11 protein-coding genes are annotated in these 24,719 nt (G+C 72.4%); 4 read left to right on the forward strand and 7 right to left on the reverse strand.

All coding sequences use genetic code 11. The features are described from left to right. Positions 1–28: 28 nt before the first annotated feature. The gene (locus WME97_RS07875; protein ID WP_437550793.1) at positions 29–5,962 is read right to left on the reverse strand and encodes an ATP-binding protein; all 5,934 of its coding nucleotides are present in this window, start codon (positions 5,960–5,962) and stop codon (positions 29–31) included. A 692-nt stretch (positions 5,963–6,654) separates the two neighbouring features. Between WME97_RS07875 and WME97_RS07880 the strand changes: the two genes are divergently transcribed. After that, entirely contained in the window at positions 6,655–7,932 is a 1,278-nt protein-coding gene (locus WME97_RS07880) for a serine hydrolase domain-containing protein (protein WP_437550795.1), read from the forward strand. A gap of 68 nt (positions 7,933–8,000) precedes the next feature. On the opposite strand, the gene WME97_RS07885 is transcribed toward WME97_RS07880, so the two are convergent. Further along, the gene (locus tag WME97_RS07885; protein WP_437550797.1) at positions 8,001–9,299 is read right to left on the reverse strand and encodes a cation:proton antiporter; all 1,299 of its coding nucleotides are present in this window, start codon (positions 9,297–9,299) and stop codon (positions 8,001–8,003) included. Positions 9,300–10,188: 889 nt separating this feature from the next. Between WME97_RS07885 and WME97_RS07890 the strand changes: the two genes are divergently transcribed. Next, positions 10,189–10,887: an amidase family protein gene (locus tag WME97_RS07890; RefSeq protein ID WP_437555338.1), complete on the forward strand. Its 699-nt coding sequence runs from the start codon at positions 10,189–10,191 to the stop codon at positions 10,885–10,887. 117 nt (positions 10,888–11,004) lie between these two features. Here WME97_RS07890 and WME97_RS07895 read toward each other — a convergent pair whose 3' ends face one another. From WME97_RS07895 to WME97_RS07915, 5 genes are all read right to left on the reverse strand, one after another. Then, the gene (locus WME97_RS07895) at positions 11,005–12,795 is read right to left on the reverse strand and encodes a glycoside hydrolase family 44 protein (protein WP_437550799.1); all 1,791 of its coding nucleotides are present in this window, start codon (positions 12,793–12,795) and stop codon (positions 11,005–11,007) included. Positions 12,796–12,847: 52 nt separating this feature from the next. Beyond that, positions 12,848–14,224, reverse strand: coding sequence for a DUF1552 domain-containing protein (locus WME97_RS07900; protein ID WP_437550801.1), 1,377 nt, complete (start codon positions 14,222–14,224; stop codon positions 12,848–12,850). A gap of 15 nt (positions 14,225–14,239) precedes the next feature. Then, complete coding sequence (locus tag WME97_RS07905; RefSeq protein ID WP_437550803.1) at positions 14,240–15,964, reverse strand: DUF1592 domain-containing protein; 1,725 nt, start codon at positions 15,962–15,964, stop codon at positions 14,240–14,242. Between the two features lie 997 nt (positions 15,965–16,961). After that, positions 16,962–18,749, reverse strand: coding sequence for an adenylate/guanylate cyclase domain-containing protein (locus WME97_RS07910; protein ID WP_437550805.1), 1,788 nt, complete (start codon positions 18,747–18,749; stop codon positions 16,962–16,964). A 24-nt stretch (positions 18,750–18,773) separates the two neighbouring features. Continuing rightward, a complete protein-coding gene (locus WME97_RS07915; RefSeq protein WP_437550807.1) occupies positions 18,774–20,579 on the reverse strand; it encodes an OmpA family protein in 1,806 nt (601 codons plus the stop codon). Positions 20,580–20,647: 68 nt separating this feature from the next. Between WME97_RS07915 and WME97_RS07920 the strand changes: the two genes are divergently transcribed. Further along, on the forward strand, positions 20,648–23,134 hold the full coding sequence (locus WME97_RS07920) for a FecR domain-containing protein (RefSeq protein WP_437550809.1): 2,487 nt from the start codon (positions 20,648–20,650) through the stop codon (positions 23,132–23,134). After that, positions 23,131–24,642, forward strand: coding sequence for a serine/threonine-protein kinase (locus WME97_RS07925; RefSeq protein ID WP_437550811.1), 1,512 nt, complete (start codon positions 23,131–23,133; stop codon positions 24,640–24,642). The genes WME97_RS07920 and WME97_RS07925 overlap by 4 nt, the downstream gene beginning before the upstream one ends. Positions 24,643–24,719 lie beyond the last annotated feature (77 nt).

The following is a 24,719-nucleotide window of genomic DNA, read 5'->3' on the forward strand; positions in this document are numbered from 1 at the left end:
GGCGCGCTCGCTGTCAACGCGCTCGTCGCTACTCCATCCGCTGCCGCCGCCGCCGCCGCGGCTCCCGGGCGCTCGCGGGCGGGTTGACGTCGCGCGAGAGCGGCAGCTCGACGGAGAAGGTAGAGCCCTCGCCGATCTCGCTCGCGACGCTCACCCGCCCTCCGTGCGCCTCGACGATGGTGCGTGTGATGTAGAGGCCCAGCCCGAGCCCGCCGTAATGGCGCGACGAGACGCCCCGGCGATACCGCTCGAAGACCTGCTCTCGGACGTCGGCGGGGATGCCGATGCCATGATCGGTGACCGAGAGCCGGGCGGTCTCTCCGTCCGACGCGATGGTGAGCTCTAGCGGCTTGCCCCCGCCGAACTTGATCGCGTTGCTCAGCAGGTTGGTCACGACCTGCTCGATGCGCTGCGCGTCCCAGCGGCCGACGACCGGCCCGGCGGCGCGCACGTCGAGCGCGCAGCCCGCCCGCGCGAGCTGGTCGTCCAGGTACGTCGTGACCTCTCCCACGATCGCGCGGAGATCGATCTCGATCGGGTCGAGCTCCAGGCGCCCCGCGTGGATGCGGGAGACGTCGAGGAGCATGTCGACGAGTGCGACGAGGCGCTTGATCTGCCGCAGCGAGAGATCGACCGACGCGCGCGCCCGCTCGATGCCCTCCGCGCCGCGCGAGAGCTTCTTCTCCATCGAGTGGACGGCGAGCTGCAGGCTGGTCAGCGGCGTCCGGAGCTCGTGCGAGGCGACGGAGAGGAACTCGTCCCGCGCGCGGACGGCCTCCTCAGCGCGGGCGCGCGCCCGCTGCTCGTCCGCGAGCAGGCGGTCCCGCTGCTGCTCGGCCTGCACGCGCGTTGTCACGTCGCGGAAGCTCCAGACCCGCCCGACGATGCGCCCGCTCACGCGCTGAGGCTGGGAGTAGCGCTCGAAGACCCTTCCGTCGTCGAACATCAGGGTGTCGACGCCGCTCGCCTCGCGGGGGTCGTCGACGCTCCTCGTCCTCCTCGCTTGCTGGAGGAGCTGCTCGGAGTCCGCGAGCTGATCGAGGCAGAGCGCCAGGCGGTCGTCCTGCGAGAGGAGCACCTGCTCGGGGATCCCCCACATCTCCCTGAACCTGCGGTTGTGCCGCACGGGGCGGCCCGCGTCGTCGACGACCAGGATGCCGTCCGCCGTCGAGTCGAGCGTGGCCTCGAGCAGCGCGTGCGAGTGGCGCAGCATCTCCTCGGCGCGCTTGCGCTCGGTGACGTCCGTCGCGATCCCGCACACCGCGTACGACGTCCCGTCCGGATGGCGCAGCGGGAACTTGAGCGAGAGGAACGTGTGGATGCCGTCGGGGGCCGCGACGTACTCGTCCCTCTCGATGGGGTGGTCCTCCCGCAGCGCGGCGAGATCGTTGGCGCGCACCGCGTCGGCGATCTCGGTCGGGAACAGCTCGTGGTCGGTCTTGCCGAGGATGTCCTCGCGGGTCACGTGCACGACGTCCTCGTAACGGCGGTTGATGAGCAGGTATCGCCCGTCCGGGGCCTTGACGAACACGACGGCGGGCGTGTTGTCGAGGATGCCCTGCAGGAGCGAGCTGCTGTCGTGCAGGGACGCCTCCGCGCGCCGGCGCTGCGCGTTCTCCTGCTGGAGCTCGCCGTAGAGGCGCGCGTTCTCGAGCGAGATGGCCGCCTGCGACGCGAGGACATCGAGGACGCCCAGCTCCGCCGTGGAGAAGGCGCCCGGGACCAGGTTGTTCTCCAGATAGAGCAGGCCCACCGCCTCGTCCTGGCGCACGATGGGCACGCCGAGGGCCGAGCGCCGGCGGCACGACGCCTCGCCGAAATAGGGATCCATGGCGAACCGGTGGGGCGCGGCCGCGTCGGCGATCGCGATGGGCTTGCGGCTGCGGACGACGGCCGTGCAGAGCGACAGGGGCACCTGCGACGGCGCCGCGAGGTGGCCGGTGGGGCCGAAGGCCCGCTCTCCGTCGCCGCTCGCCTCCGCCAGGACGAGGCCCTCCGGCGACGAGAGGAGCAGGCAGCCGCGCTGCGCGCCCGCGTGCTCCATGGCCACGAGCAGGAGCCGGGCGTGCAGCTGGGGCAGGACCAGCGCGCTCGAGATCTCCTGCGAGGCCTTCAGAATGCCGAGCATATCCAGGTATTTGACGTCGCCACCCCCGGACGCGGGCCGCCGCGCGAGCTCGGGGTGCTGCTGGAGCAGGGCGCAGACCTTCGCCCGCGCGCCCCAGGCCTCGTAGCTGTCGCGGGCGCGCGCGAGGTAGGCGCTCGCCGCCGTGTCGAGCCCGCGCTGCTCGTAGAAGCGCGCGCAGAGCTCGCTGGCGAGCCCCTCGACCTCGACGAACCCGCCCGCGCGGGCGCCCTTGAGGGCCTGCTCGTACGCGCGCTCCGCGGCGAGCTCATCGCCCGAGAGGCGCGCGAGCTCGGCCGAGACCAGGGCCGCCTGGTGTGCGAAGTTCTCCGGGGACGCGTCCGCCAGCGCCGCCAGGTGGGCGAGGTGCGCGCGCACGGCCTCGAGGCAGCCCGGCGGGGGCGCGCGAGCGTGGCCGGCGGAGCGCGCGAGCGCGGCGTAGAAGTGATGCTGGGCGGCCCCGAGGAAGCGGCGCGCGGCGCGCAGCAAGGCGCCCGCGCGCTCCGCCGCTCCGGCGGCCTCGCCCAGATCGCCGAGGAGCACGCGCGCCTGCAGGTCGAGGAGATGGCCATAGAAGGCCCTGATCGGCGCCCTCCGCGCGAGCTCCTCCGCGGAGCGCTCCGGAGGGCGGCCGCGCGCGGATGGGTCGCGCAGCCGCGCGAGCAGCCGCAGCTGATCGCGGAAGATGTCCTGGTCCACCGGCCCGCAGGTGCGCTCGGCGAGCGCGAGGCGCCGCGAAGCCTCCTCGGCGACGTCGTCGAGGGAGTCGCCGACGAACAGCTGAAACGCGATGATCTGGTGGCCGAAGTAGCACGAGAAGGGGTAGTTGCCGGCGGAGAGCGCCGCGTCCAGCTCGCGCCGCGCGAGCTCCAGACAGCGTCGGACAGGCATCTGCAGGTACCCGAGCAAGACGATGAACGTGAAGCTCGCCCTGGGCCTGTAGGGCGAGTGCTCCTCGCGCTGGGCGAGCCGATAGCCCGCCTCGCCGAAGGCGAACGCGTCCGCGGGGCGCCCGCGCCGCTCGGCGAGGACGAGCCCGAAGGTCGCGTAGGCGGCCGCGGAGCTGCTCGTGTTCCCGTGCGTCAGCGAGAGCTCCACCGCGGCGCTGGCGGCGGCCGCCATGACGTCCCAGCTCGCGTGGTAAGCGGGCTGGTACAGCGTGGCGGCGAGATCGCAGACGGCCCGGGCGCGCGGGTCGGTCATGGGCGGCAGGTCCGCGAGGGCGGCGATGGCGAGGGCGCCGCCCTCGAGGCGACCCAGGACCGCCGCGACGGCGGCGTCCACCGCGGCGGCCTCCGGGTGGCGCGGCAGGGGGAGCCCGCAGTTGCCGAAGCCCGCGACGCAGCTCTCGACGGCGGCGTCCATCGCGCCTTGCGCGACCTGGATCTCGGCGAGCAGGGCGTACACGGTCGCGGCCACGCACCGCCCGGGGGCGCGCTCGCACAGCGACGCGCAGAGGCGCTCCGCGGCCGCGAGCTCGCCGGTCGCGAACCGGCACTGGGCCAGCGCGAAGTCGAGCTCGAACGCGAGCCCGTCGCGCGCGGGGAGGCGGCGCGCGCCCGCGAGCAGCTCGGCGCCCAGCAGGAAGAACCCGATGGCCGCGGCGTGGTGGGTCGCGGCCTGGGCCTTCCGGCCCGCGCGCAGGTTGAGCTCGGCGGCCCGCGTCCGCTCCTCCGGGGACGTGATCCGCGGCGCGGCGCGGGTGATCTGGCGCACGATCTCGAAGAGCTGGGCCTCGAGGCGCTCGGGCGGGAGGCCGTCGAGCAGGGCGCGCGCGGCGGCGAGGTGCGCCTCGGGCCGCTGCTCGGCGGGGGTGAGCTCGTACGCGACCTGATGGATGCGGTCGTGCAGGAAGCGGATCTCGCGGTCGATCCGGACGATGAGCCGCAGCGCGAAGGCCGCCTGCAGGCGCTCGATGACGGCGTCTTCCGGGCAGCCGAGGAGGAGCGCCAGGGTCGTCAGATCCGCGGCGTCGCCGAACACGGCGAACCGCCGCAAAGCGTCCTGCGTGCCCGCGTCGAGGCTGCGGAGGTTCGCGGCGATGATCTCGGCGACATCGTCCGAGCACCGCTTCGCCCGGATCTTCTCGAGATCCCACCGGAACGCTCGGGCGGTGGTCGAGAAGCGGATCAGCCCTTCCTGGTGCAGCGTGCCCGCGAGCTGCGCGATGAACAGCGGATTTCCCCCTGTCTTCTCGTGGAGGCTCGCCGCGAGCGGGGCGACCTCCTCCCGGGGGGCGCGCAGCGAGTCGGCCACCCACGAGGTCACGGCGTCGGCGGACAGGGGCGCGATCGCGATCTCGGTCACGGCGACGCCCTGCTCGCGGAGCCGGCGGATCATCCGGCGCACCGCGTGGGCATCGGGGACCTCGTTGCTCCGGTACGCGCCGAGGATCAGCGTGTCGCGGACGCCGGGGTCGGTCGCCCAGCGCTCGACGACCTTCAGCGTCTCGGCGTCTGTCCACTGGAGGTCGTCGAGGAAGACGATGAGCGGCTTCCCCGGCCGCGCGAGCGCGCCGAGGAGCTGGCTGAGCGCCAGCTGGAACCGCGCCTCGGCCTCGGGGGGCGGGATCTCGGGCGGCGGGCTCCGCTGGCCGAGGATCCGGGCGAGCGCCGGGAGCATGCCGGCCAGCAGCGGCGCGTTCGCGCCCAGCGTCGCCGCGAGGCCGCGCTGCAGCTCCGCGTGCGACGCCTCGCCCTCTTCGAGGGCCTGGACGAGCGCGCCGTCCAGCGCCGCGAGGAGCGCCTCGCACGGGGCGTGGCGCGGGGCCGCCTCGCACCTGCTGCCGGTGAAGCGCGCCGCGGGCGCGCGGACGGACTCGCCCAGGTGATGGACCAGGCGCGTCTTGCCCACGCCCGGCGGGCCCGAGATCAGGACGAGCTCCGTCCGGCCATCGCGCCCGACGCGCGCCGCCGCGCTCTCCAGCCGCGCGACCTCGCCGGCGCGGCCGTAGAGCCCGGGGGCCAGCCGGAGAGGCGGCGGCACGTCGGCGAGGCCCGGCTGGAACGGCGCGATCCGCCCCTCTGTCCGGAGCGCCTCCCGGCACCGGACGAGATCGTGCTGGAGGCCGGCGGCGCTCTGGTACCTGTCCTCGGGGAGCTTCGCGAGCAGCTTCAGGACGAGCTCGCCGACGGTCGAGGGCAGCCCGGGCACGGACACGAGCGGCGACGGGGGGACGACCGCGGCGTGGCAGTAGAGCCATCCCAGCAGATCGTTCGCGGAGAACGGCAGCCGTCCGGTGAGGAGCTCGAACAGGATCACCCCGAGGGAGTAGAGGTCCGACCGGTGATCGATCGCCACGCCGAGGCGCCCGCCCTGCTCGAGCGACAGGTACGGCCAGGTGCAGGGGGACGGACGGGCCGATCGGGGGCTACACCGGCCCGGCGAGAGCGACCAGGGGCTGAACCCGGTCAGCTTGATGTCGTCGCCGGGCAGGAGCATCACGCGGTGCGGGGTGAGGCCGAGGTGGACGATCTGCCGCCCGTGGATCGTCGCCAGCGCCCCGGCGATGCCGATGGAGAGCCCCAGGAACCGGCCGAGATCCATGGGGGTGCCCATGAGGCGGGCGAGCGGCGTCGCTCCGTCGTCGTGGAGCACGAGCGCGGGCTGACCATGGAACGTGCAGATCCGCGCCGCCTCCATGGCCACGTCGCAGCCGACCAGCCGGGTCGCCTCCAGCTCGCGCCGCAGCGCCTCGTACTCGGCCGTCGAGGGGTGAGCGACCTTCAGGGCCTTGACGAGGACGCTCCGCCCCGCCGGCTCGCGCGCCCGGTAGAGCGCGAAATCTGGTCCTTCGTCCAGCACGGCCTCCGCGAGGTATTCGGTCGCTGTCTGCATGGCTCTGGCGTGCTGGGCGTTACACACCTCTCCGGGGCGCGGCTGCGCTCGAAAGCGCCTGCGCTGCGCTGTCGATCGACAGGCAGGATCGATACCAGCGGTGAGCGGTCGGTGTCGCAACGGTCCAGGCGTCCGATGATCGGCTCGACGCGCCGGCTGCAGCGTGACGGCCGATCAGGGCGAGCCGCGTCGACCGCAGCGCCGTCGGACGCTGTCCGCCGAGCTCGGCCTTGAGCGGGACCCTCACGGTATCGTCCGCTGGCGCGCGAGAGCGCGAGTGATGGGGGGAGAGACGACGGGAGAGGCAGCGGGGGAGACGTCAGGCCACGAGGGCCCGTGGCCCCTCGGGAACTCGGGAACTCGGGAACTCGGGAGCAGCGCGTTCATTCGTCCGCGGTCGTCCGCGGTCGTCCAGGATGTCATCTGCTTGCGTCATCCCGCAATCGATTGCGCTTCCATTCCAGTCGTGCCAACTCCATTGAAGGGGACGCGCCGGACCTCTCGGCTGAAACCAGCGGCCAGGTAGCAGCTCTTTTTGGCGGTGCAGCTCGAAGGGGAGACGGCAGGTCACGCTGGCGTACAAATTGCGAGCCTTCACGCCAGACGCCCACGCTGAATGCGCCTCCGGCCCTCCGGGGGGGCAAACGCCGTGGAAGGATTCGTTCTTGATGAAAGCAAGGTTGGGAAGAGCCATGATCGATCAACGACGAGCGGTCAACCGCAGGATGTTCTTGCAAGGGATGACCCAGATCGCCTCGGTGGCCGCCGCGGCGCCTGCGCTCGGTTCGGACCCATGGAGAGGCGCCTGCTCGACGACGCTCACGACGGGGCGGCCCGAGGACGTGAGCATGAGCTCGGAGCGGCTGGAGGACGTCTTCGCGCGGATCCAGCGCCGCGTGAACGACGCCCTGTTTCCCGGCGCCACGGCGCTGGTCGCGCGGCGCGGGGTCATCGTGGGTCACCGGGCCTTCGGCAGCAAGGTCGCCGGCGCCGACGAGCCGGTGACGCTCGACACGATCTTCGACGTCCAGTCGATGAGCAAGGTGCTCTCGACGGCGGCGGCGGCCCTCGCGCTCGTGCACGAGCGCGTGATTCGGCTGGACGCGCCGGTCGCCAGGTACCTGCCGGACTTCGCCGCCAACGGAAAGGGCGCCGTCACCGTCTACGACATGCTCCGTTACTCGTCCGGTCTGCCGCTGGACAACCAGTGCTTGGATGAGGACGTCGAGACGGCCTGGTGCATCATGGCCGAGACGCCGCTCGAATACGCGACGGGCAGATCGGCCCTGTACAGCGATCTCACCTACCGCCTCCTCGGCCGCATGATGGAGGCCGCCGCGGGGGAAGATCTCGACGCCATCGCGAGAGAGTGCGTCTGGCGTCCTCTCGGCATGAGCGACACGATGTACAACCCGCCCCCGGAGCTCGTCGAGCGCGTCGCGGCCACGGGGTACTCCGCCCGCCGGGGCTGCCTAGTGCGGGGGCAGGTGCAGGACGAGCAGGACTTCGCGCTGGGCGGCATCGCCGGCTGTGACGGCGTGTTCACCACCGCGCTCGATGTCGCCGTCTTCTGCCAGATGATCTTGAACGGCGGCGCCTACGGCGGCGCCGAGGTCCTGCGGCCCGATCTGGTCCGGCAGATGAAGAAGAACAACACGCCTTACGTGACGGAGGCGGAGACCGATACATCGCCCATCAACAACCTGCTCCTCGCCCCGAAGGGCCTCGGGTGGGAGATGCGGACGCGGCGCTTCTCGAACGGCGGCATGCGCCTGTCGCCGCGCGCCTTCGGCAAGGCGGGCGGCGCCGGCACGTTCATGTGGGTCGATCCGGATCTCGAGATCATCGGCGTCCTCCTGACCAACCACGGGCTGCCGCAGCCCTTCGACGAGCTCGGCTGGAACCGCATGCTCGACAACGTCGGTTGCACCGAGTTCTTCGACGGCATCATCAACGCCGTGCACCGCTGAGCGCCGTCGCGGGCGAGCGGCGCCGCGACAGGCGAGGATCTCGGGAGAACGCCGCTTCTCCAGGTCGTTCAGGCGGCTTCCACGGGGAGCGGCTCCTCCGGCTCGACGGCGGCGGCGGCGAGCGTCCGGCGCAGCAAGGGGCCGATGGTCAGGCCCTGCACCACGATGGAGACGACCACCACGACATAGGTGATGGTCAGCACCATCTCGCGCTCCGGAACGAGCGTGCCGTCCGCGAGCTTTCCGGGGATGGAGAGCGCGAGGGCCACCGAGACGCCGCCGCGCAGGCCGCCCCAGGTGAGGATGCGGATCGCCCCCGGGGTGAAGACCCTGCGCCTCTTCATGAGGCTCACCGGCAGCGCGACCGCGATGAACCGCGCGAGCAGCACGACCGGAAACGCGAGGAGCCCTGCGAGCAGCGACTGGGCGTCGAAGGCGACGATCAGGAGCTCGAGGCCGATCAAGACGAACAGCACAGCGTTCAGGATCTCGTCCATCAGCTCCCAGAAGTCGTCCAGGTGCTCGCGGGTCTTCTCGCTCATGGCGCCGGCGCGCGCCTCGTTCCCGATGAAGAGCCCGGCCACCACCATGGCGATGGGGCCGGAGACATGGATCGCGTACGCCAGGGCATAGCCGCCCGCCGCGGCCGCCAGCGAGAGCAAGACCTCTACCTTGTAGTCGTCGACCTGCCGGAGCATGGCGAGCGTCACGAAGCCGAGCGCGAGGCCGTACAGCACGCCGCCGATCGCCTCCTGGACGAACAGCAGCGAGAGCCGCTGCAGATCGAGGCCCGACGTCCCCGACGCGATCTCCAGGAGCCCGATGAACGCCACGACCGCCACGCCGTCGTTGAAGAGCGACTCTCCGGCTATCTTCATCTCGAGCTCCTTGGGCGCCCCCACGTGCTTGAGGACCCCGAGCACCGCGATGGGATCGGTGGGGGAGATGAGCGCGCCGAAGAGCAAGCAGTAGACAGGCCGGATGTGCACGCCCATCAGCGTCATCAGGGCGTAGGTCATGCCGCCCACCAGCACGGTGGACATGAGCACACCCCCGGTGGCCAGGACGCCGATGACGACCCGCTGCTTCTTCAGATCGGCCAGGTTGACGTGCAACGCGGCGGCAAACAGGAGAAAACCGAGCATCCCCTGCATCAACGTCTTGTTGAAGTCGATGCCATGGAGGTGCTCCTTCGCCTCGGCTTCCACCTCCGGAAACAGCTCTCCGATGGCCACCATGACGAGGGACGTCGCCATCGCGATCAGCATCAACCCGATCGTGGTCGGCAGCTTGAGGAGCCGATGGTTGAAGAAGCTGAAGATCGCAGCGAGCGAGAGCAGCGCTGCCGAGACTTGGAATAGATCCATGCTTCCAGGCTTACAGACGGACGCGCGCCGGCGCGGGCGAGGCGCGGCGACGTCCGGATAAAAAGTTGCACGTCAAAGTTTTCCCGAGGGAAGAAAATCCAAGCCGACTCAAAATGTCAAGCCTCGATTGCGGGGCCTGGGCCGTGCTGCTCCTTCGCGCGGCGATCCGGCTTGGTTTACCGACGCGCAGGGCGCTCACCACGTGTTCGTCCGTCGGTGACCGCGCCTCGTCCTTCCCGGACGTCTGACGACGTGTGTGGACCTCGCGTGGACGCTGTACACCGTCCTACCGAGCGGCGAGATGTGCGTGTGTCTGCGGCAGCTTCGCCTCCAGCCTGGTGATGCGACGTGCGCCTCGTCGGCGCCTGCGGCGCCCTTCGCGCTTCCGGTCGAATCTGTGGTCGGCGCCGCAACCGCGCGCGGTGAGCGCCGTAGATGGGGATGGGCCGTGGGCCGCGGGGCGACGGCGGCCCCTTCGCTATTGCCGGTATCCTGCTGTGCGATAGCTCGGTTCCTGTAAAGGAATCATCTAGACCTGAAGAATCGTGGTGTGCGTCTCGCGGGCAGTGCGACACTGGCTCACGACGCTCCCGTGGGGAGGAGAGCATGAGCGAATCAGCAAACGTCAATGACCCGGGCGCTGCCGCGCAACCAGGGGAGATCTCGCGCCGCTTCTTCTTGCGGGCGTTCGCCGGCGGTGTGGCGGCCCTGTCGGGCGCGTGCGATGGGATGACGCCGGTCGATGCGCCTACAGCGGAGGCGCGGTCGGAGCTCACGCGGGCGACGGGGGGGCAGCTCGCGGATCTCATCCGCCGGAAGCGGGTGTCGTCGCTCGAGGTCGTGGAGGCGCACCTGGCGCGCATCGCGAAGATCAATCCGCGCCTGAACGCTGCTCTTCAGCGTCCTGGCGGGGCCCGACTGGCGCGACGCGGCGCTGATCCCGGCGCCGCTCGGCGATCCGAAGCACGTGCAGCTCAGGGAGCTGCGGATCGCGATGCACACGGACAACGGGATCGCGGCGCCGGACGCGGCGGTGCGCCAGGCGGTGGTGGACGCGGCGGCGGCGCTGGAGGCGGGCGGCGCGCGGGTGGAGTCGAAGAAGCCCGACGCGCTGAGCGACGTGCTCACGATCGACGCGGATATCTTCCGGGCGGACGGCGGCGCCTGGTTAAGGCGGCTCCTGGACCTGGCCGGGACCACGGATCCCGGCGCCGAGGTGGCGGCCTCGCTCGTGAGCGAGCCGCTGTCGAGCGGTGAGCTGACCGCGGCGGTCGAGCGCCTGGACGCCTGGAGGGGGCGGATGCTCGGCTTCATGAAGGATGTCGACGCCATCGTCTGCCCGCCGTGTGTCCTCGAGGCGCTGCCCCACGATGCGTGGGTCGAGCACGGGGTCTACGCAGGGTTCAGCTACTCGTTCGCTTACAACATGACAGGGTGGCCGGCGGTCGTCGTGCGCGCGGGCACCTCGTCGCGAGGAACGCCGGTCGGCGTCCAGATCATCGGCCGCCCCTTCCGCGAGGATGTCGTCCTCGCCCTGGCCGGCCACATCGAGCGGGAGCTCGGCGGCTACAGAGCGCCGGCGATCTGACGGGAGCGCGGTCCACGCTGCCGTGGCGGGCCGGGGTGGCCTTCGCGGGCTCTGGCCCAACCCGTGTCGGGCTTCCGCAGGCTTGTCTGGACGACGCTCCGGACGAGGGGGACGCGGCTATCGGGGGACCAGCACCGACACGCTGTGGGCCGGCATCGCGTAGATGAAGGCGTTCGTGGCGCGCGGCGCGATCGGATCGGCACGCACGAGATCGGCCTTGGTGGACGTGAGTTGCCACGCGTCGATGGCCGTGTAGCTCTCGTGGGCGGCGAGGGTCACCGCGGCCGTGAGCGGGGCCGCGGTCTTGTTGATGGCGACGAGGACCATTCGGCTCGGATCGGCCTCGTCGATGCTCGCGTACACGGTGGCCTTGGCGACGTCGCTCGTCTCGGCGCGGACGGACGTATCGCCGAAGCGCGCGCCCTGCCCGTCGTAGCTCGTGAAGGCGCGCACGCCGGCCCGGAGCATCGAGACCTCTTCGCCGGGATCCCAGATCGTCGCGAGGAACACGCCCTCGCGGCCGAAGACGCCGAGGGCGTCGGCCTGCGCGATCGCGCCGGAGATGTGGTTGCCGCCGCCGTAATTGTACTCGGTGATGCCGAGGGCGGTGCCCGGGTAATGGGCGTCGATGAGGCCCTGGAGCCAGGGGATGAGCTTGATCGGTCCCTGCACGACGTCGTTCGCGATCCAGCTGTCCTCGACGAAGGTCGGGTCCCAGAGCGAGCGCGGCGCCTGGACGCGGGCCTCGACCGACGCGGGGGAGGCGTCTGAGCCCGTGAGGCGCTCGCCGTTCGCGTAGATCTCCGTGTACCAGTGCAGGTCGAGCACGTCGACCAGGCGGCGCCCCTCGCTCATCTCGGCGGCCTTCATGGCGTCGAGCCAGTGCTCGATGAAGTTGCCGTCCGCGTCGGGCGCGTCCTGGAGGCTGACATAGCCCGAATACCCGTAGGAGACGAAGCCGGTGACGAGCGCATTGGGCGCGACGTCCTTGATCGCGGAAGCGAACTCGATGTTCTTGTCGACGAGCTCGGCGTAGCGCACCGGCTCGGGGTGGATGCGCTCGTGGGTGTGATTCCAGAGGTCGGGCTCGTTGTCGAGCGAGAACAGCACGCTCGCGACGTCGCCTTCGAAGGCGTCGGGGAAGGCCTGCTTCATCCAGGCGACGAACTCGTCCTGGTACACGGCGTTGTCGTTGAGATCGGGCGACGAGGAGAAGGGAGAACCCTTGCGCGCGATCGTCGGGTGAAAGCGGGTCTCGAGGTAATTCCGGGTCTGATTGACGTCGCCGCCGCCGTCCTTGTCCGCCGCGACATACCCGCAGATGGGGATGGTCGCGATGAAGGCGGCGCCGTGCGCCAGCGCGCCCTCGGCGTGCATGCGCACCGCCGCCCCGGGGACATCGCCGTTCGGGCTGTTCCCGGCGAGGTACCCGTCGTTCTGGTACATGTAGTCCGAGCCGGCGTTGGAGGCGTTGTTCTCCCAGTTGTACGCCGTCATGCGGTTGCCGCCCATGCGCACGACGGTGGTGCCGCGCTGCTCGCCGTCCAGGTCTTCGGCCCAGTTGGCGCCGTAGATGAGCCGGCTGATGGGGCGCACATCCCGATCGGCGCGCACGGTGAAAGTGACATCACCCGGCCCGGGATCGCCGGGCTCGACGAGGTCCGCGGGAGGATGGCCGCCGGACCCGCCCTGACCGCTGCTGGCCGTGCCGGTGCCGCCGCCAGCAGCGCCGGCGCCGCTGCTGGCCGTGCTGGTGCCGCCTCCCGAAGCGCCGGCGCCGCCGCCCGAAGCGCCCGCGCCGCCGCTGCCAGCAGAGGAGGTGTCGGCGTCGTCGCCGCAGGCGAGGAAGGCGGCAGATGCGAGGAGGACCAGCGTGGCGTTCAACAAGGGAGCATGTCGAGAAAGCATGCGGTGCATGGTATTTCATCCCTCCGCGGGATCGCGGCGCGTGCTGGCGCGGTCAGACCTGGACGCCCGCGAGCGGCGACGTGACCCGCCCCGCGTCGATGCCGAACTCCGTCACGTTCAAGCCCATGATCTGGGCGACCGTCAGGAGCGCCTTGCTCAGGTTGTCGCCGGGGAAGTTGCGGTGCTCGTCGCCGCGCAGCCGCCCTCCGGCCTTCCCGGCGAAGAGCACCGGCCATTCCGTCCTCGTGTGCACCTTGCCCCACGCGGTGTCGGACGTGACGTACACGAGCGAGCTGTCGAGCAGGTTCGAGCTGCCGTGCGGCGTGTTCTTGAGCTTCGTCAAGAACTCGTTCAGGCAGCGCATCGTGTACATCACGCCCTTGTCGACGCGAGGCTGGCTCGATTGATCCCCGGCATCTCCGTGGCAGATGGTGTCGTGGAAGTCGTCGTTCATGTCCTGCGCGAGGTGCCGATAGTAGACGTGCGCGGCGGGCAGCGAGAACATGAACGAGAGCACGCGGGTCCTCTCGCAGGCGAGCGCGAGCGCCGAGAGCTCGACCATGGCGGAGTTCACCGCAGGGGGCGCCTCGCTCTGCGCATCCTTGCCGGCGGTGGGGGCCGTCGGGCTCTTGCACGCTGACGTCGTGCCGCCGCCGGACGGCATGGTATCGAGGCGCTGCTCGATGGCCCGGATCGACTCGAGGTGCTCCTCGATACGATGCCTGTCGGCCGCCCCGAGCCGCTGCTTCAGGCTCGCGCCGTCCTGCTGGACGGAGTCGAGCACGCTCTTCCGGACGTTCGCGAGCTTCGCGGCCCGATCCGCGCCGTCATCGCTGGGCTCGGGCAAGCCGCCCATGAACAATCGATTGAACACGGCCTTCGGATCGAACTCCGCATTGTTGCGCGAGTTTGGCCCCCTGTGGGAGACGGTGTGCAGCGAGTCCTGAGGGCCGTTCGGCGTCGCCGGCGTCACCCCCACCTCGAGGGAGCGGTACGGCGCCCCTTCCGAGATGGCGTTCGCGACGACCTGATCGATGGACGGGGCCCGCACGGCGTTCCCGCTGAGCGGCGCGCCCGTCGTGGCGCCCGCCGACCCGGTGGGGTGCTCGACGCCGGAGACCACGAGCTTGTTCTCGAGGCCGCTGATCACCGTGAGGTACGACTTGAGGTCCGCGAGGGGCTCCAGCTGGGGGCTGAGCTCCCAGGCCTGACCGGAGCCCGTGCGCGTCGGCTTCCAGCGACCGGGAAGACTGCCGTTGCCGAAGAACCACGTGACGTAGAGCGGCGACACCGGCGTCTTCGTCTGAGCGTGCGCCGTGCCGCTCTCGTTCAGCATGATCTCCAGCAAGGGGAGCGGGATGGTGACGGCGGCGCCCGTCGCCAGCATGCCCCGGAGAACAGTTCGTCGGCTCAAACCTTTGTTCGTCATGGGGGGTACCTGCGATCAGGGTTGGGGGGCGACGGACGAGAAAGCGTCGTTGGTCACGACGTCGAGGACCAGCTCGCGCAGCCTGTACCCCGCCCCTTCGAACGAGGCGGTCAGCGCGTTCAGCACGCGCTTGTCCACCTTTCTCTCCTCGTGACCCGCTGCATACGTGTAGTACTTGCGGACGAGGCACTCCGCGACCGAGGCGTCCGAGCTGAGGGTCACGCCGAGCGCGCGCGCGTCGGCGACCGGCACCCCGTCGAACTCGCCGCTCGGGTCGATCGGCAGGCCGTGGTCGGTCGTGCGGAAGCGGCCGATCGCGTCGAACGTCTCGAGCGGCAGGCCCAGCGGGTCCATGTACGAGTGGCAGCCGGCGCAGGCGGGCTCGGTCCGGTGGATCTCGAGCCGCTGACGCTTCGTGAGGGGCTTGTCCGCGGGCGGCTCCGGGAGCTCGAGGGCGACGTCGCCGGGGGGCGGCGGGATGGGCGTGCACATGAGGGCGTCACGCATGAACTTGCCGCGCAACGTGGGAGAGCCCTCCTTCTGGTTCGCGAACTGCGAGAGGAAGCCCGCCTTGCTGAGGATGCCGACGCGCGGGCCGTCCGCGGGCAACGAGCGGACCTCGAAGGCGCCCGAGCCGAGGCCGGCCGTGTCGATACCGTAGAGCTCGGCGAGCTCGCTGTTGACGACGACCTTCGTTGTCGAGAACAGGTCGAGCGCGCTCGCTCGATCGTCGAACGCGAGGACCTCCCAGGTGCCTCGCATGTCGCGGACCATCGCCTCCTGCAGCGCGGGGCTATACTCCGGAAAGAGCCCCGTGTCTTTTGCCTGCGTGCTGAGCCGATCGAGCCGCATGTACTCCTCGGCGAAGGCGCCGACCGCCTCGCGCCCGGCAGGCGCCTCGAGCAGCCGCGTCGCCGCGGCGCGGATCCCCTCCACGGTTCCGAGCGCCCCGCTCGCGGCCTGGTCGAGCAGCTCCTGGTCTGGCAGGCTGTTCCACACAAGGAACGCGAGCCGGGACGCCATCTCGTAGCCCGTCAAGCGGAGCGAGCCGTCGGCGCTCGGAGCGCCGAGCTCCGGGCGATACAGGAAGTTCGGAGACGTGAAGAGGGCCACCGTCGCCCAGCGGGCCCCCTCGACGGCGCTCTCGAGCTCGGTCGCGGCCTTCGTCGCGACGGCCGCGAGCCTGTCGACCTCGGCGGCCTCGAGCGGGCGGCGCCACGCACGACGCCCCAGCGCCTCGATGAAGCCGCGCACGCAAGCGTCGTTCTCCGCGCCGCTGGGCGTGCAGCCGATGAACTCGCCTCGCCTCGCGGGATCCGCGAACACCGCGTCGACGGCGCCCTCGATGGCCGCGTGGTACTGCTCGACGCCTCGCTCCGAGGTCACGACGGTCGCGGCGCCGATGACCGCAAAGTTCCCGTTCCAGCTGTCGGCGTCGAGGTCATTGAGATTGACCTCCACGCCGAAGACGTCGCGCACGGCATTGCGAAATTGCGTTCTCGTCAAACGGCGCAGCATCCCGGCCGCGGGCTGGAACTGCGGCGGGTCCGAGCCCGTCGGTGAGCCGCCGCCGCCGACACCCGAGTCCGTCGGTGTTCCGTCGCCGCCGACAGAGGATGACCCAGCGCCCTCCGTCGTGTTGTCACCCAGCGCGCCCGTGCACGCGGCCACGAAGGCGAGCGCGCAAACGGCGGCGACTTCTCTCGAGAAATGGAGCTCGTGCCAGGACGGCTTCTTCATCTTGCTCTCCGATGAGGCGACGGGGTGACCCGGCGGACCGTACCGAGGATTTATCGATCCCCGTCGAGCCGACGAGGTCTGTGGTGTCCTCCGGTGGTTCACCCTCGGTAAGAACACCAAGCACCATCGCTCGGCCATCGCTCTCGCGGCGGTCGGGCGAACGGAGCTCTGGAATCGACAAGAACTCGATTGGATGACGAAGGGGGCGGCGCACAGGGCGACCCGCTCATGCGCGAAGCAAAAGGATACCCCTTGAGCCAAATGTGAACGATCACATGGCCGAGGTCAACGCCAATCGACCGGTCCGCGCAACTCCGCGAGGCCGGGGGAGGGCAGGGCTGGCGAGCTCCTCCGGATCGCTGCGTCAAGAGCACGGGCGCCGGCCGCCGCGGTCGCCTCTGCGAGGGACGTGGCCGCCGGCTCGGAGATCTCCTGGGGCGTGTCCTCCCTCGGGCTGGTCGATCGGAGCTGACGCTGGATTTGTGATCGTTCACAAATTGGCGAAGCGGTATCTTTTTGCTGCGGCGAGAATGGGATGTGCACGTCGTTCAAGTCTGGGCGAGCGACATCCCCTCCGCTGGTGCGCTCGAAGGAGGGGGCATCGGCGTCAACCAAGCGCGTGCAGGGCCCCGAGCGCGACCGAACGAGCTCGGTTAACACCGATGGTGTGGGTACTTTGGCTGAAGGCGGGGCTTTTTTGAGCCGTCAAGACGTCATAAGACACCCACCGAAATCTCGGCGTTCTGAAACACCAATCATGTTGAAACCCGGAGAATTTTCACAGGGAGGCGGGGAGGCGGGGAGGAGAAAAAAAGAATCTCTCCTTCTTGCCGTCTCTCGCTCCCCGCCTCCTCGCCTCCCTGTGAAACTCCCGATTTTTCTCGGGGTTTCAACCGTTTGTCGCTGTAGGGCGCCTCGGCGGGGCCATCCTTCGGCAGGGCGGGGGAACTCACCACCACGCGTTGATCGGCGCGCGCGCGGGCGCGCTGTGCGCGCTTCAGTCCGGATCGAGCGCGTACACGGCCGTGGTCGTCTTTCGCCCCGTGAGGTTGCGCTCGCCCAGCGCGCGCAGCGGGAAGGCGTCGCCGGCGAGGTCCCTCGTCGCCGCGGAGACCAGCACCTGGTTCGGCGCCGCGATCGCCTCGAGCCGCGAGGCCACGTTCACCACGTCGCCTATCACCGTGTACTCCATCCGCTTGTCAGATCCGATGTTGCCGACGATGGCCTCTCCGGAGTTCACGCCCACGCCGAGGCGGACCTCGACGTCGTACCGCTCGCGCCACTCCTCGTTCGCCGTCTCGAGGAAGCGCATCATGTCCTCCGCGGCCGCGAGCGCGCGCCGCGCGTGATCCTCCTGCGCGATCGGGGCGCCCCAGACGGCCATGACGCAATCGCCGATGAACTTGTCGACCGTGCCCCCGTGCCGGAACACGATCTCGGTGAGCATCGAGAAGAGCTCGTTGAGGAGGGCGACCATCCGCTCGGCGTCGCGCGACTCGGCGAGCGGCGTGAAACCGACGACGTCGGCGAAGAGCACCGACACGGCCGCCCGCTTGCCGCCGAGGGCGAGCGGGTGCTCGCCCCGCACGATCGCGTCGACGACCGCCTTGTCCATGAACCGGCCGAGATCGCCGCGGAGCTTCGCCTCCCGGGCGATGTCCGCCTCGCCCTGCTCGAGGTCCTGGGCCATGCGGCCGAGGGAGGTCGTGAGCTCGCCGATCTCGTCGCGCCGCCCCCGGAGCGCGTCGCCGAGCGCGATCTCGCGCCAGCGCCGGGCGCCGATGAGCCGCGCCTGCGCGACGAGGTGGAGGATGGGGCGCGTCACGTGGCGGGCGGTGACGAGCGCGAGGGCGAGCGCGAGGACGAGCGCGCCCGCGGCGACGGCGACGCCGCGGCGCCGCATCTCGTCGAGCGCGGCGAAGGCCTCCGGCTCGGGGCGCCAGATCGCGACCGCCCAGCCGAGGTCGGGCACCGTCTCGATGGCGCCGATCATCCGCTGGCCGCCCTCGTCGTGCGGGGCGAGCACGCCGATCCTGTCGTTCAACCCCGCGCCCGAGGGGAGGTTGCGCCAGATCGGCAAGGACGAGACGTCGCTGCCCGGCGCGACGCCCGGCACCCCGAGCGCCGCGATCGCCTGGCGGTCGTGGCCCGCGATGAGCAGGCGCACCGCGCGGCTCCCGAGGCGGCGCCCGGCGATCACCTCGAGGTCGAGCCCGAGCATGTCGAGCGGCACCTCGGCGACCACGTAGCCGGCCGGGCCGCCCGGAGGAGGCGGCGCCGCGGCCCCGGCGCCCGCGTCGACGGCGGGCCGCACGCGGGCGACGAGGAGGCCGCGGGCCGGCCCGATCACGCCGAAGCCGACGCCGCGCTCGTCCGCGAGCTGGCGCAGCGCTGCCGGCGCGGCGGGGACGTCGGCGTCGGACGACGCCTTGCGGATCACGGTGCTGATCCCCGCGTCGGGCACCTCGAGCCGCACCGCGTCGACGAGCCCGCGCGTCGCGACGAGGGCGCGCACCGACGCGACCGCGTCCTCGTCCCGGATGGCGCCGCCCGCGGCGTGGCCGAAGATGGCCGCCGCCGCGACGGCATCGCTCTCGACGTCGCGGACGAGCTGGATCGAGGCCGAGGCCACCTCGGAGAGGATCGCCGTCTGCAGTCTCTCCTCGGAGGTCCGCACGGCGCGCCGGTTCACGTCGATGAGGAGCGTCACGGCGACAGCGACCGGGACGAGACCCATCGCCGTGAAGAGCGCGATCGCCTTCGTCTTGAGCGAGAATTCCCTCACGTGGAGGCCTCCGCGGGCGATGCGTCACTCAAGAGGGCCGTCCTTCCAGCCGGCCGCGCCCTCGTCGGTGCGCTTGCGGATCTGGAACTCCACCCTGCGGTTCCTGGCCCGGCCGTCCCGGGTGCGGTTCTCGGCGAGGGGGCGGCGCGCGCCGAAGCCGCGCGCTTCGAGGCGGCGGGCGTCGATGCCGTGCGCGGTCAGCCACGCGACGACGGCGAGCGCGCGGCGCTGCGAGAGGCTCAGGTTCGCCTGGGCGGCGCCCTGGTTGTCCGTGTGGCCGTCGACCGCGACCCGGGCGATCTCGGGGTGCTCCTCGAGGACGGCCGCGACCTCGGAGAGCAACTCGAAGCTCTCCGGCTCGATCTCGGCCCGGCCCGTCCGGAACTGGACCTGCTGGAGGATCACGATCTGCGAGCCCTCGATGCGCACAGCGAACGGGCAGCCGTGCGTCGCGCGATCCTCGCTCGGCTTGCCGCGCTCGTAGGGGCAGGCGTCCGCGGCGTTGGGGATGCCGTCGCCGTCCGTGTCCGCGGGGCACCCGTGCTTCGACGCAGGCTGGGACCCGGCGTTTGCGGCGGCCTCGGCCGTGACCCCGGACTCCGCGCCGCCCGGTCCCGCGTCGGCGGCCGCGCTGCTGACCCCCGGCACGTCCGGGCAGCGATCGTCGAGATCGTAGATCCCGTCGTCGTCCCGGTCCGGCGGGCAACCGCGGCGGAACGCCGGTCGGGCGCCCGCCGCCGCGGCGGGCGGGCGCGCCTCGCCGATGACCCGGGGGCAGGCGTCCTCCGCGTCGGGGACCGAATCCCCGTCGAAGTCGGCGGCCGGAGGCGCGGCCGGCGTCGCGCCGCGAGCGCCCTTCGTCCCGGCGGGCGCGCCGGCGACGGCCGAGGGGGCGGCGGCAGGGGGCGCCGACGGAACGACGTCCGCGGCGATGCCTATCCCCGCGAAGAAGCGCGCCTTCGGTGTGCCGGGCAGCCGCCCGAAGCCAGGGCCCGCGCCCGCGTCGAGCGTGAGGGGGCCGAGCGACCAGCGCGCGGTGAGCAGGAGCTCGCCGCCCGCGCGGCCCGGGACCTCGAGCGCAGACCCCTCGCCGGCGGCGGCCCAGACGGAGAGCTCCGACCCGAGCTGCAGCGGGCCTTTGCGGACGCCCGCGCCCGCCGTGAAGAGGACCTCGCTGCCCGTCAGGCTGTCCGCAGAGGCCCTCTGGAACCGGCCCCCCGCCGAGGCCGACCAGCGGAAGCCCGGGTGCTCGGCCCCGACGATCACCCGCGGCGCGTAGCGCACGGCGCCCGCGCCGGCGAACGCCGCCTCGTCTCCCGTCGGCAGCCAGACGGAGAGCCCGAGCGCCGCCGCCGGCCGGAGGCCCTCCTGGGGCAGGAGCGTCACCCTCCCGCCCGCCTGGAGATCGCCGAGCGTGGCGCCGCCGGCGGGCGCCGTGACGCGGAGGGTCCCGAGCGCGCCGGACGCGCCGCCCTGGTCCAGCACGAGCGGCGCGTCGAGATCGAGCTTGATCCGGCGCAGGAGCTCGACGCTCGCGAGCGCGTGGAGGATCGCCTGCCGGCCCACCCACGTTACCGACCCGGCAGGCGCAGTCCCGCGCAGGCTGAGGGGTTGATGAGAATAGGAGAACAGAAGTCCGACCGCGGGCCGGAGCTCCCCCGATACGCCGGCAGAAGGGACAGTGGATAGCCCGTCGCCCGCGGGCGCGGGAGCGAGCCTGTCGAGCGCTGTGGCCTCCTGCGCTGCGGCCGGCATGGAAGCCGTGGCCGCCGCGAAGAGCAGCGGGGAGGCCAGGAGGGGCGCGATGACGCGCGCCGACCAATACGCCATCGGTCTGCTCGTATCCTATTGCCTGGTCCCTTGCAACGCCGATCTCGATCCGGTAGCGTGCCGCTGCCGTGGCACCGTCAAATGGCCAGTCCGTCGCTATCTCGGTGCTCCTCGGCTGCGCCACCCACGCTGCGATCCACGCTGGATACGTCGGCTCGGCGAGCGCCGGAGAGCCGACGCCCGGATATCCGGAGGCGGTCATTCAATGGGGCGTGCAGGCGGGAGAGACCTGCGACGACATCGCGGCGGTCCTCTACGGCTCGTCCAGGCATGCAGCGCTGATCCAGCGGTACAACCGCGTCGCGTGCGGCCCGGGCACGACGCTCGCCGAGGGGCTCACGCTGGTCCTCCCGGCCGAGGTGACGTCGATCCCCGACGCGAAGCTCCGGTCGATGCACCCGGACGTGCGCGCGCGCCCGGCCGGCGGCGCCTGGTCGCCCGCGGCTCAGGGGATGCCCCTGCTCACGAACTCGAGCGTCAACACGCTGGATGAGGGGAGGGCAGATATCGAGTTTGTGGATCGGACTCGGGTGCTCCTCGCGCCGAATACGCTCGTCGTCATCTACGGCACGGCGAGCCGAGCGCGGGTATCGAAGACGCCGCCCGCGGCCGTCGAGCTCGCGGACGGCGAGGTGAAGGCGGCGCTCGCCGCGCTGCGGGGCCAGTCGGTCGAGGTCGCCGCGAGCGGGGGCGGCCGCGTGAGCGCGTCGTCGCGGGACACGGTGGTGCAGCGGCGCGGGGAGCGGACGACGGTCGCGGTGTTCGACGGCAAGGCGGGCGTCACGTCGGGCGGCCTCTCCGTCGTGGTCCCGAAGGACCACGGCACCCGGTTCGTGGGCAGAGCGCCGCCTGCGCGCCCGCGCCCGCTGCCGGCGCCGGTCGAATGGACGACCGCGGACGCCGCGCAGATCGCGCTCGCCCCGGAGGGGCTCGGCGTCCTGTCGGCGTCGTGGAAGCCGGCGCCGGCCGCGGCCGGCTACCGCGTCGAGATCGCGCGCGACCCGGAGTTCAACGATCTCATCGCCCGCGAGGAGGTGAAGCCGGACGTGCTGTCGTTCCGCGCGGAGAAGATGCCGGCGGGCGCCTATTTCCTCCGGGTCCGGGTCGTCGATCGCGAGGAGTACCTGGGGGTGGGCGCGGTGCGCAGGTTCCACCTCGTCGCCGCGCGGGCCGCCGGGGGCGTCGTCCCGGCGGCGCAGGAGATCACCGCGAACCCGTACGGGATCATCGAGCTCACGCCGTCTCCCGCGCTCGAGCTCTCGCTCGACGACGGCCCGTTCGGCCCCGTCCCCGAGCGCATCGATCTGCTCCAGCGCGCGCCGCGCGCGCTCCGGCTGCGCGAGCGCGGCAGCGCGGCTCCCGGCGCGGCGACGTCGCTCCCGGTCCGGTACACGAAGGTGGGCGCGGTGGTCTCGGCCGCGCGCGCGGTGACGCCGGCGCCGGGCGGGCCGGGCGGGCCTGCGCTCGAGGCCCGGGTCGAGCTCGAGGGGCTCGCCGGGGTCGACGTCGCGCGGCGGGTGGCGCCGCGGCTCTTCGCCCACCTGCCGGGGGGGGTGCGCTCCGTCGCGCTCGCCGGCGGCGATCGCGGCGGCGCCCTGACGGCGCGGATCCTGCTGCCCCGGGAGGCGCTGCGCCCCGGCGAGCCGCTGCGCGTGCGGCTCGACGTCGCCGACGGCCGCGGCGGCGTGATCGGGACGAGCGACGCCGAGCTGCCCGCCGCGCCCGAGGCGCCGCGCGCCGCGCCTCCGCCCGCGCCCCCGGCCGCGCCCGTGCTGGGCGCGTACCTCCCGCTCCTGCCGATGTCCGGGGTGGCCGACGGGCTCTGGCTCGCGCCGACGCCGCCCTCGGTCGCCGCCGTCGGTGCGGCCGCGGCGCGCTCGGGGGGCGGCTGGGTCGCCGCGGGGCAGGTGCGCGCGAGCGGCGCGATCGGCCCGCTGGGCCTCGACGTCGCGCTCCGCTCGAACCCGGCCGGCGAGGGCGATGGCGCGGGCGCGGGCAGCACCGGCTGGTTCGGCGCGCGCGCGCGCGTCCTGCGCCTCGGGCGCTCGGAGCTCGAGCTCGGCCCCACGCTCCGCCTGGGCGTGCCCATGGCCGACGGGAGCCCGCCGCTCCGCATCGAGCCCGGGATCGCGCTCGGCGGCGCCGCGGGCCGGTTCACGTGGGTGGCCGATGCCGGGGCCCGCATCCGCGCCTCGGGCGACGGCGCGGCCGTCGGCGCGGGCGGCGGCGCGGCGGGCGGCGAGGGCGGCGGCGCGGCGGGCGGCGAGGGCGCGGTGGCTGGCGGCGAGCCGGCCACGCCGGCCGTGCAGGGCTTCCTGCTGGCGGGGGCGACGGCGGATCCGGCGCCGTGGCTGCGGCTGCACGGCGCGCTGGATCTGCACCTCGTCGACCGGGAGGTCAGGGCGGACGACGTGCTCGGCGGGCTGTCGGCGGGCGTGGAGGCGGGCGGCGCGCTCTTCGGGGCGCTGTCGGTGCGGGTGAGCCCGTGGCGCGACGAGGGCGAGGGCCCGGTGACGGCGCAGATCGCGGTGGGCTTCCGCGAGGCGTCGCCGTGAGCGCGGGCGACGGCGAGCGCCCGCCGCCGGGCGGGGATCCCGACCGCACCGTGCTGAAGGGCCAGCGGGCGCCGGACGGGCGGGCGCCCGCGCCTCGACCGCCTGCCGACCGCTTCGCGGCCGCGGAGACGCTCCTCTCGGACGAGCCCGGCGCGGGCTCGCCGCAGCGGACGCGCGCCGGGCGGGTCCTCGGCGGGAAGTACAACCTCGTGCGGCTGCTCGGCGCGGGCGGGATGGGGGAGGTCTACGAGGCGGAGCACGTGCTCCTCGGCGTTCCGGTCGCGGTGAAGACGATGCACCCGCACGTCGCGATCCTCCCGGAGAGCCGGCGGAGGTTCTTCCGCGAGGCGCGCGCCGCGTCGCGGCTCGTGCACCGGAACGTGGTCAAGGTGCTCGACCTCGGGGGCGACGAGGACGGCGGCGACGGCTCGATCTACCTCGTGATGGAGCTGCTCAAGGGGCAGTCGCTCGGCGCGCTGCTCCGGGCGTCGCGCGAGCTGCTGCCGCTCGAGGAGGTCGCGGCCCTGTTCGCGGACATCCTCGAAGGCGTGGGCGCCGCGCACGCGAGCGGCATCGTCCACCGCGACCTCAAGCCGGAGAACGTGCTGCTCGCCGAGCAGGACGGCGAGCGCGTCGCCAAGGTCGTCGACTTCGGCCTGGCGCACCTCGACGACCCGCTCGACGCCGGGCCGACGCTCACCTCGAAGGACATGGTCGCGGGCACGCCGGAGTACATGAGCCCGGAGCAGTGCCGCTCGCTCGCGGTGGGCCCGAGCACCGATCTGTACGCGTGCGGCTGCATCCTGACGGCGCTGTTGCAGGGAACGCCGCCGTTCGTCGGCCTCCCCGCGGTGGAGCTCATGGCGATGCACATGTTCTCGATCCCGCCGCCGCTGCGCCGGCCGCCGGGGGCTCCGCCGGTCCCGCCGCTCCTGGAGCGGCTCCGGCTGGATCTCCTGGCGAAGCTGCCGGAGAAGCGGCCGGAGAGCGCCGCGGCCGCGCGGTCGCGGCTCGACGAGGCGATGTCGCGGGAGGCCGAGGCGCGGCGGCTGCCCGCGCGCAAGGCGGACGCGCCGAGCGGCGACCGGACGGAGCGGGCGCAGGCCTGGCCGGACGGCGAGACGGCGGAGCTCGCGCCCGTGCCGGAGCGCACCGTCGCGCTTCTCCGGCTCGCGCCGGCGGGGCAGGGGCTCAGCGAGGCGTGCGAGATCGGGCTCGACGCGCAGGGCATCCACCTCGCCGAGGTGCCGGACGCCGCAGCGCTGATCGAGGCGGGGCTGGGCGTGGCGGTGATCGACGCCGGCGCCGACGTGGAGGGCGCGTGCGCGCTGCTGGAGGCGCTCGGCCGCGCGGCGCCCGGCGTGCGCGCCGTCGTGTGCGCGTCCGGGCTCTCCTCGGACCGGATGAACGCGCTCGTGGCGGCGGGCGCCGCGGACGTGGCGCGTTATCCGGTCGCGCCGGACGCGCTGTCTCGCAAGATCGCGCGGGTGGTGCGCCGGGGGCGCTAGCACCGGCTCCGTTCCCTCCGGCTGTGACAAAGTGGTGATGGTCCGCTTGCTCTCGTGGCTGCGGTTACGTGGCACAG

Origin of the sequence: Sorangium sp. So ce367 (assembly GCF_051520455.1) — a bacterium.
In the GTDB taxonomy this organism is placed as follows: Bacteria; Myxococcota_A; Polyangia; order Polyangiales; family Polyangiaceae; genus Sorangium; species Sorangium cellulosum_B.

Coding starts and splice junctions, on each gene's coding strand:
- WME97_RS07875 (WP_437550793.1), bottom strand. CDS start 5,962: ATGCAGACAGCGACCGAATACCTCGCGGAGGCCGTGCTGGACGAAGGA.
- WME97_RS07880 (WP_437550795.1), top strand. CDS start 6,655: ATGATCGATCAACGACGAGCGGTCAACCGCAGGATGTTCTTGCAAGGG.
- WME97_RS07885 (WP_437550797.1), bottom strand. CDS start 9,299: ATGGATCTATTCCAAGTCTCGGCAGCGCTGCTCTCGCTCGCTGCGATC.
- WME97_RS07895 (WP_437550799.1), bottom strand. CDS start 12,795: ATGCTTTCTCGACATGCTCCCTTGTTGAACGCCACGCTGGTCCTCCTC.
- WME97_RS07900 (WP_437550801.1), bottom strand. CDS start 14,224: ATGACGAACAAAGGTTTGAGCCGACGAACTGTTCTCCGGGGCATGCTG.
- WME97_RS07905 (WP_437550803.1), bottom strand. CDS start 15,964: ATGAAGAAGCCGTCCTGGCACGAGCTCCATTTCTCGAGAGAAGTCGCC.
- WME97_RS07915 (WP_437550807.1), bottom strand. CDS start 20,579: ATGGCGTATTGGTCGGCGCGCGTCATCGCGCCCCTCCTGGCCTCCCCG.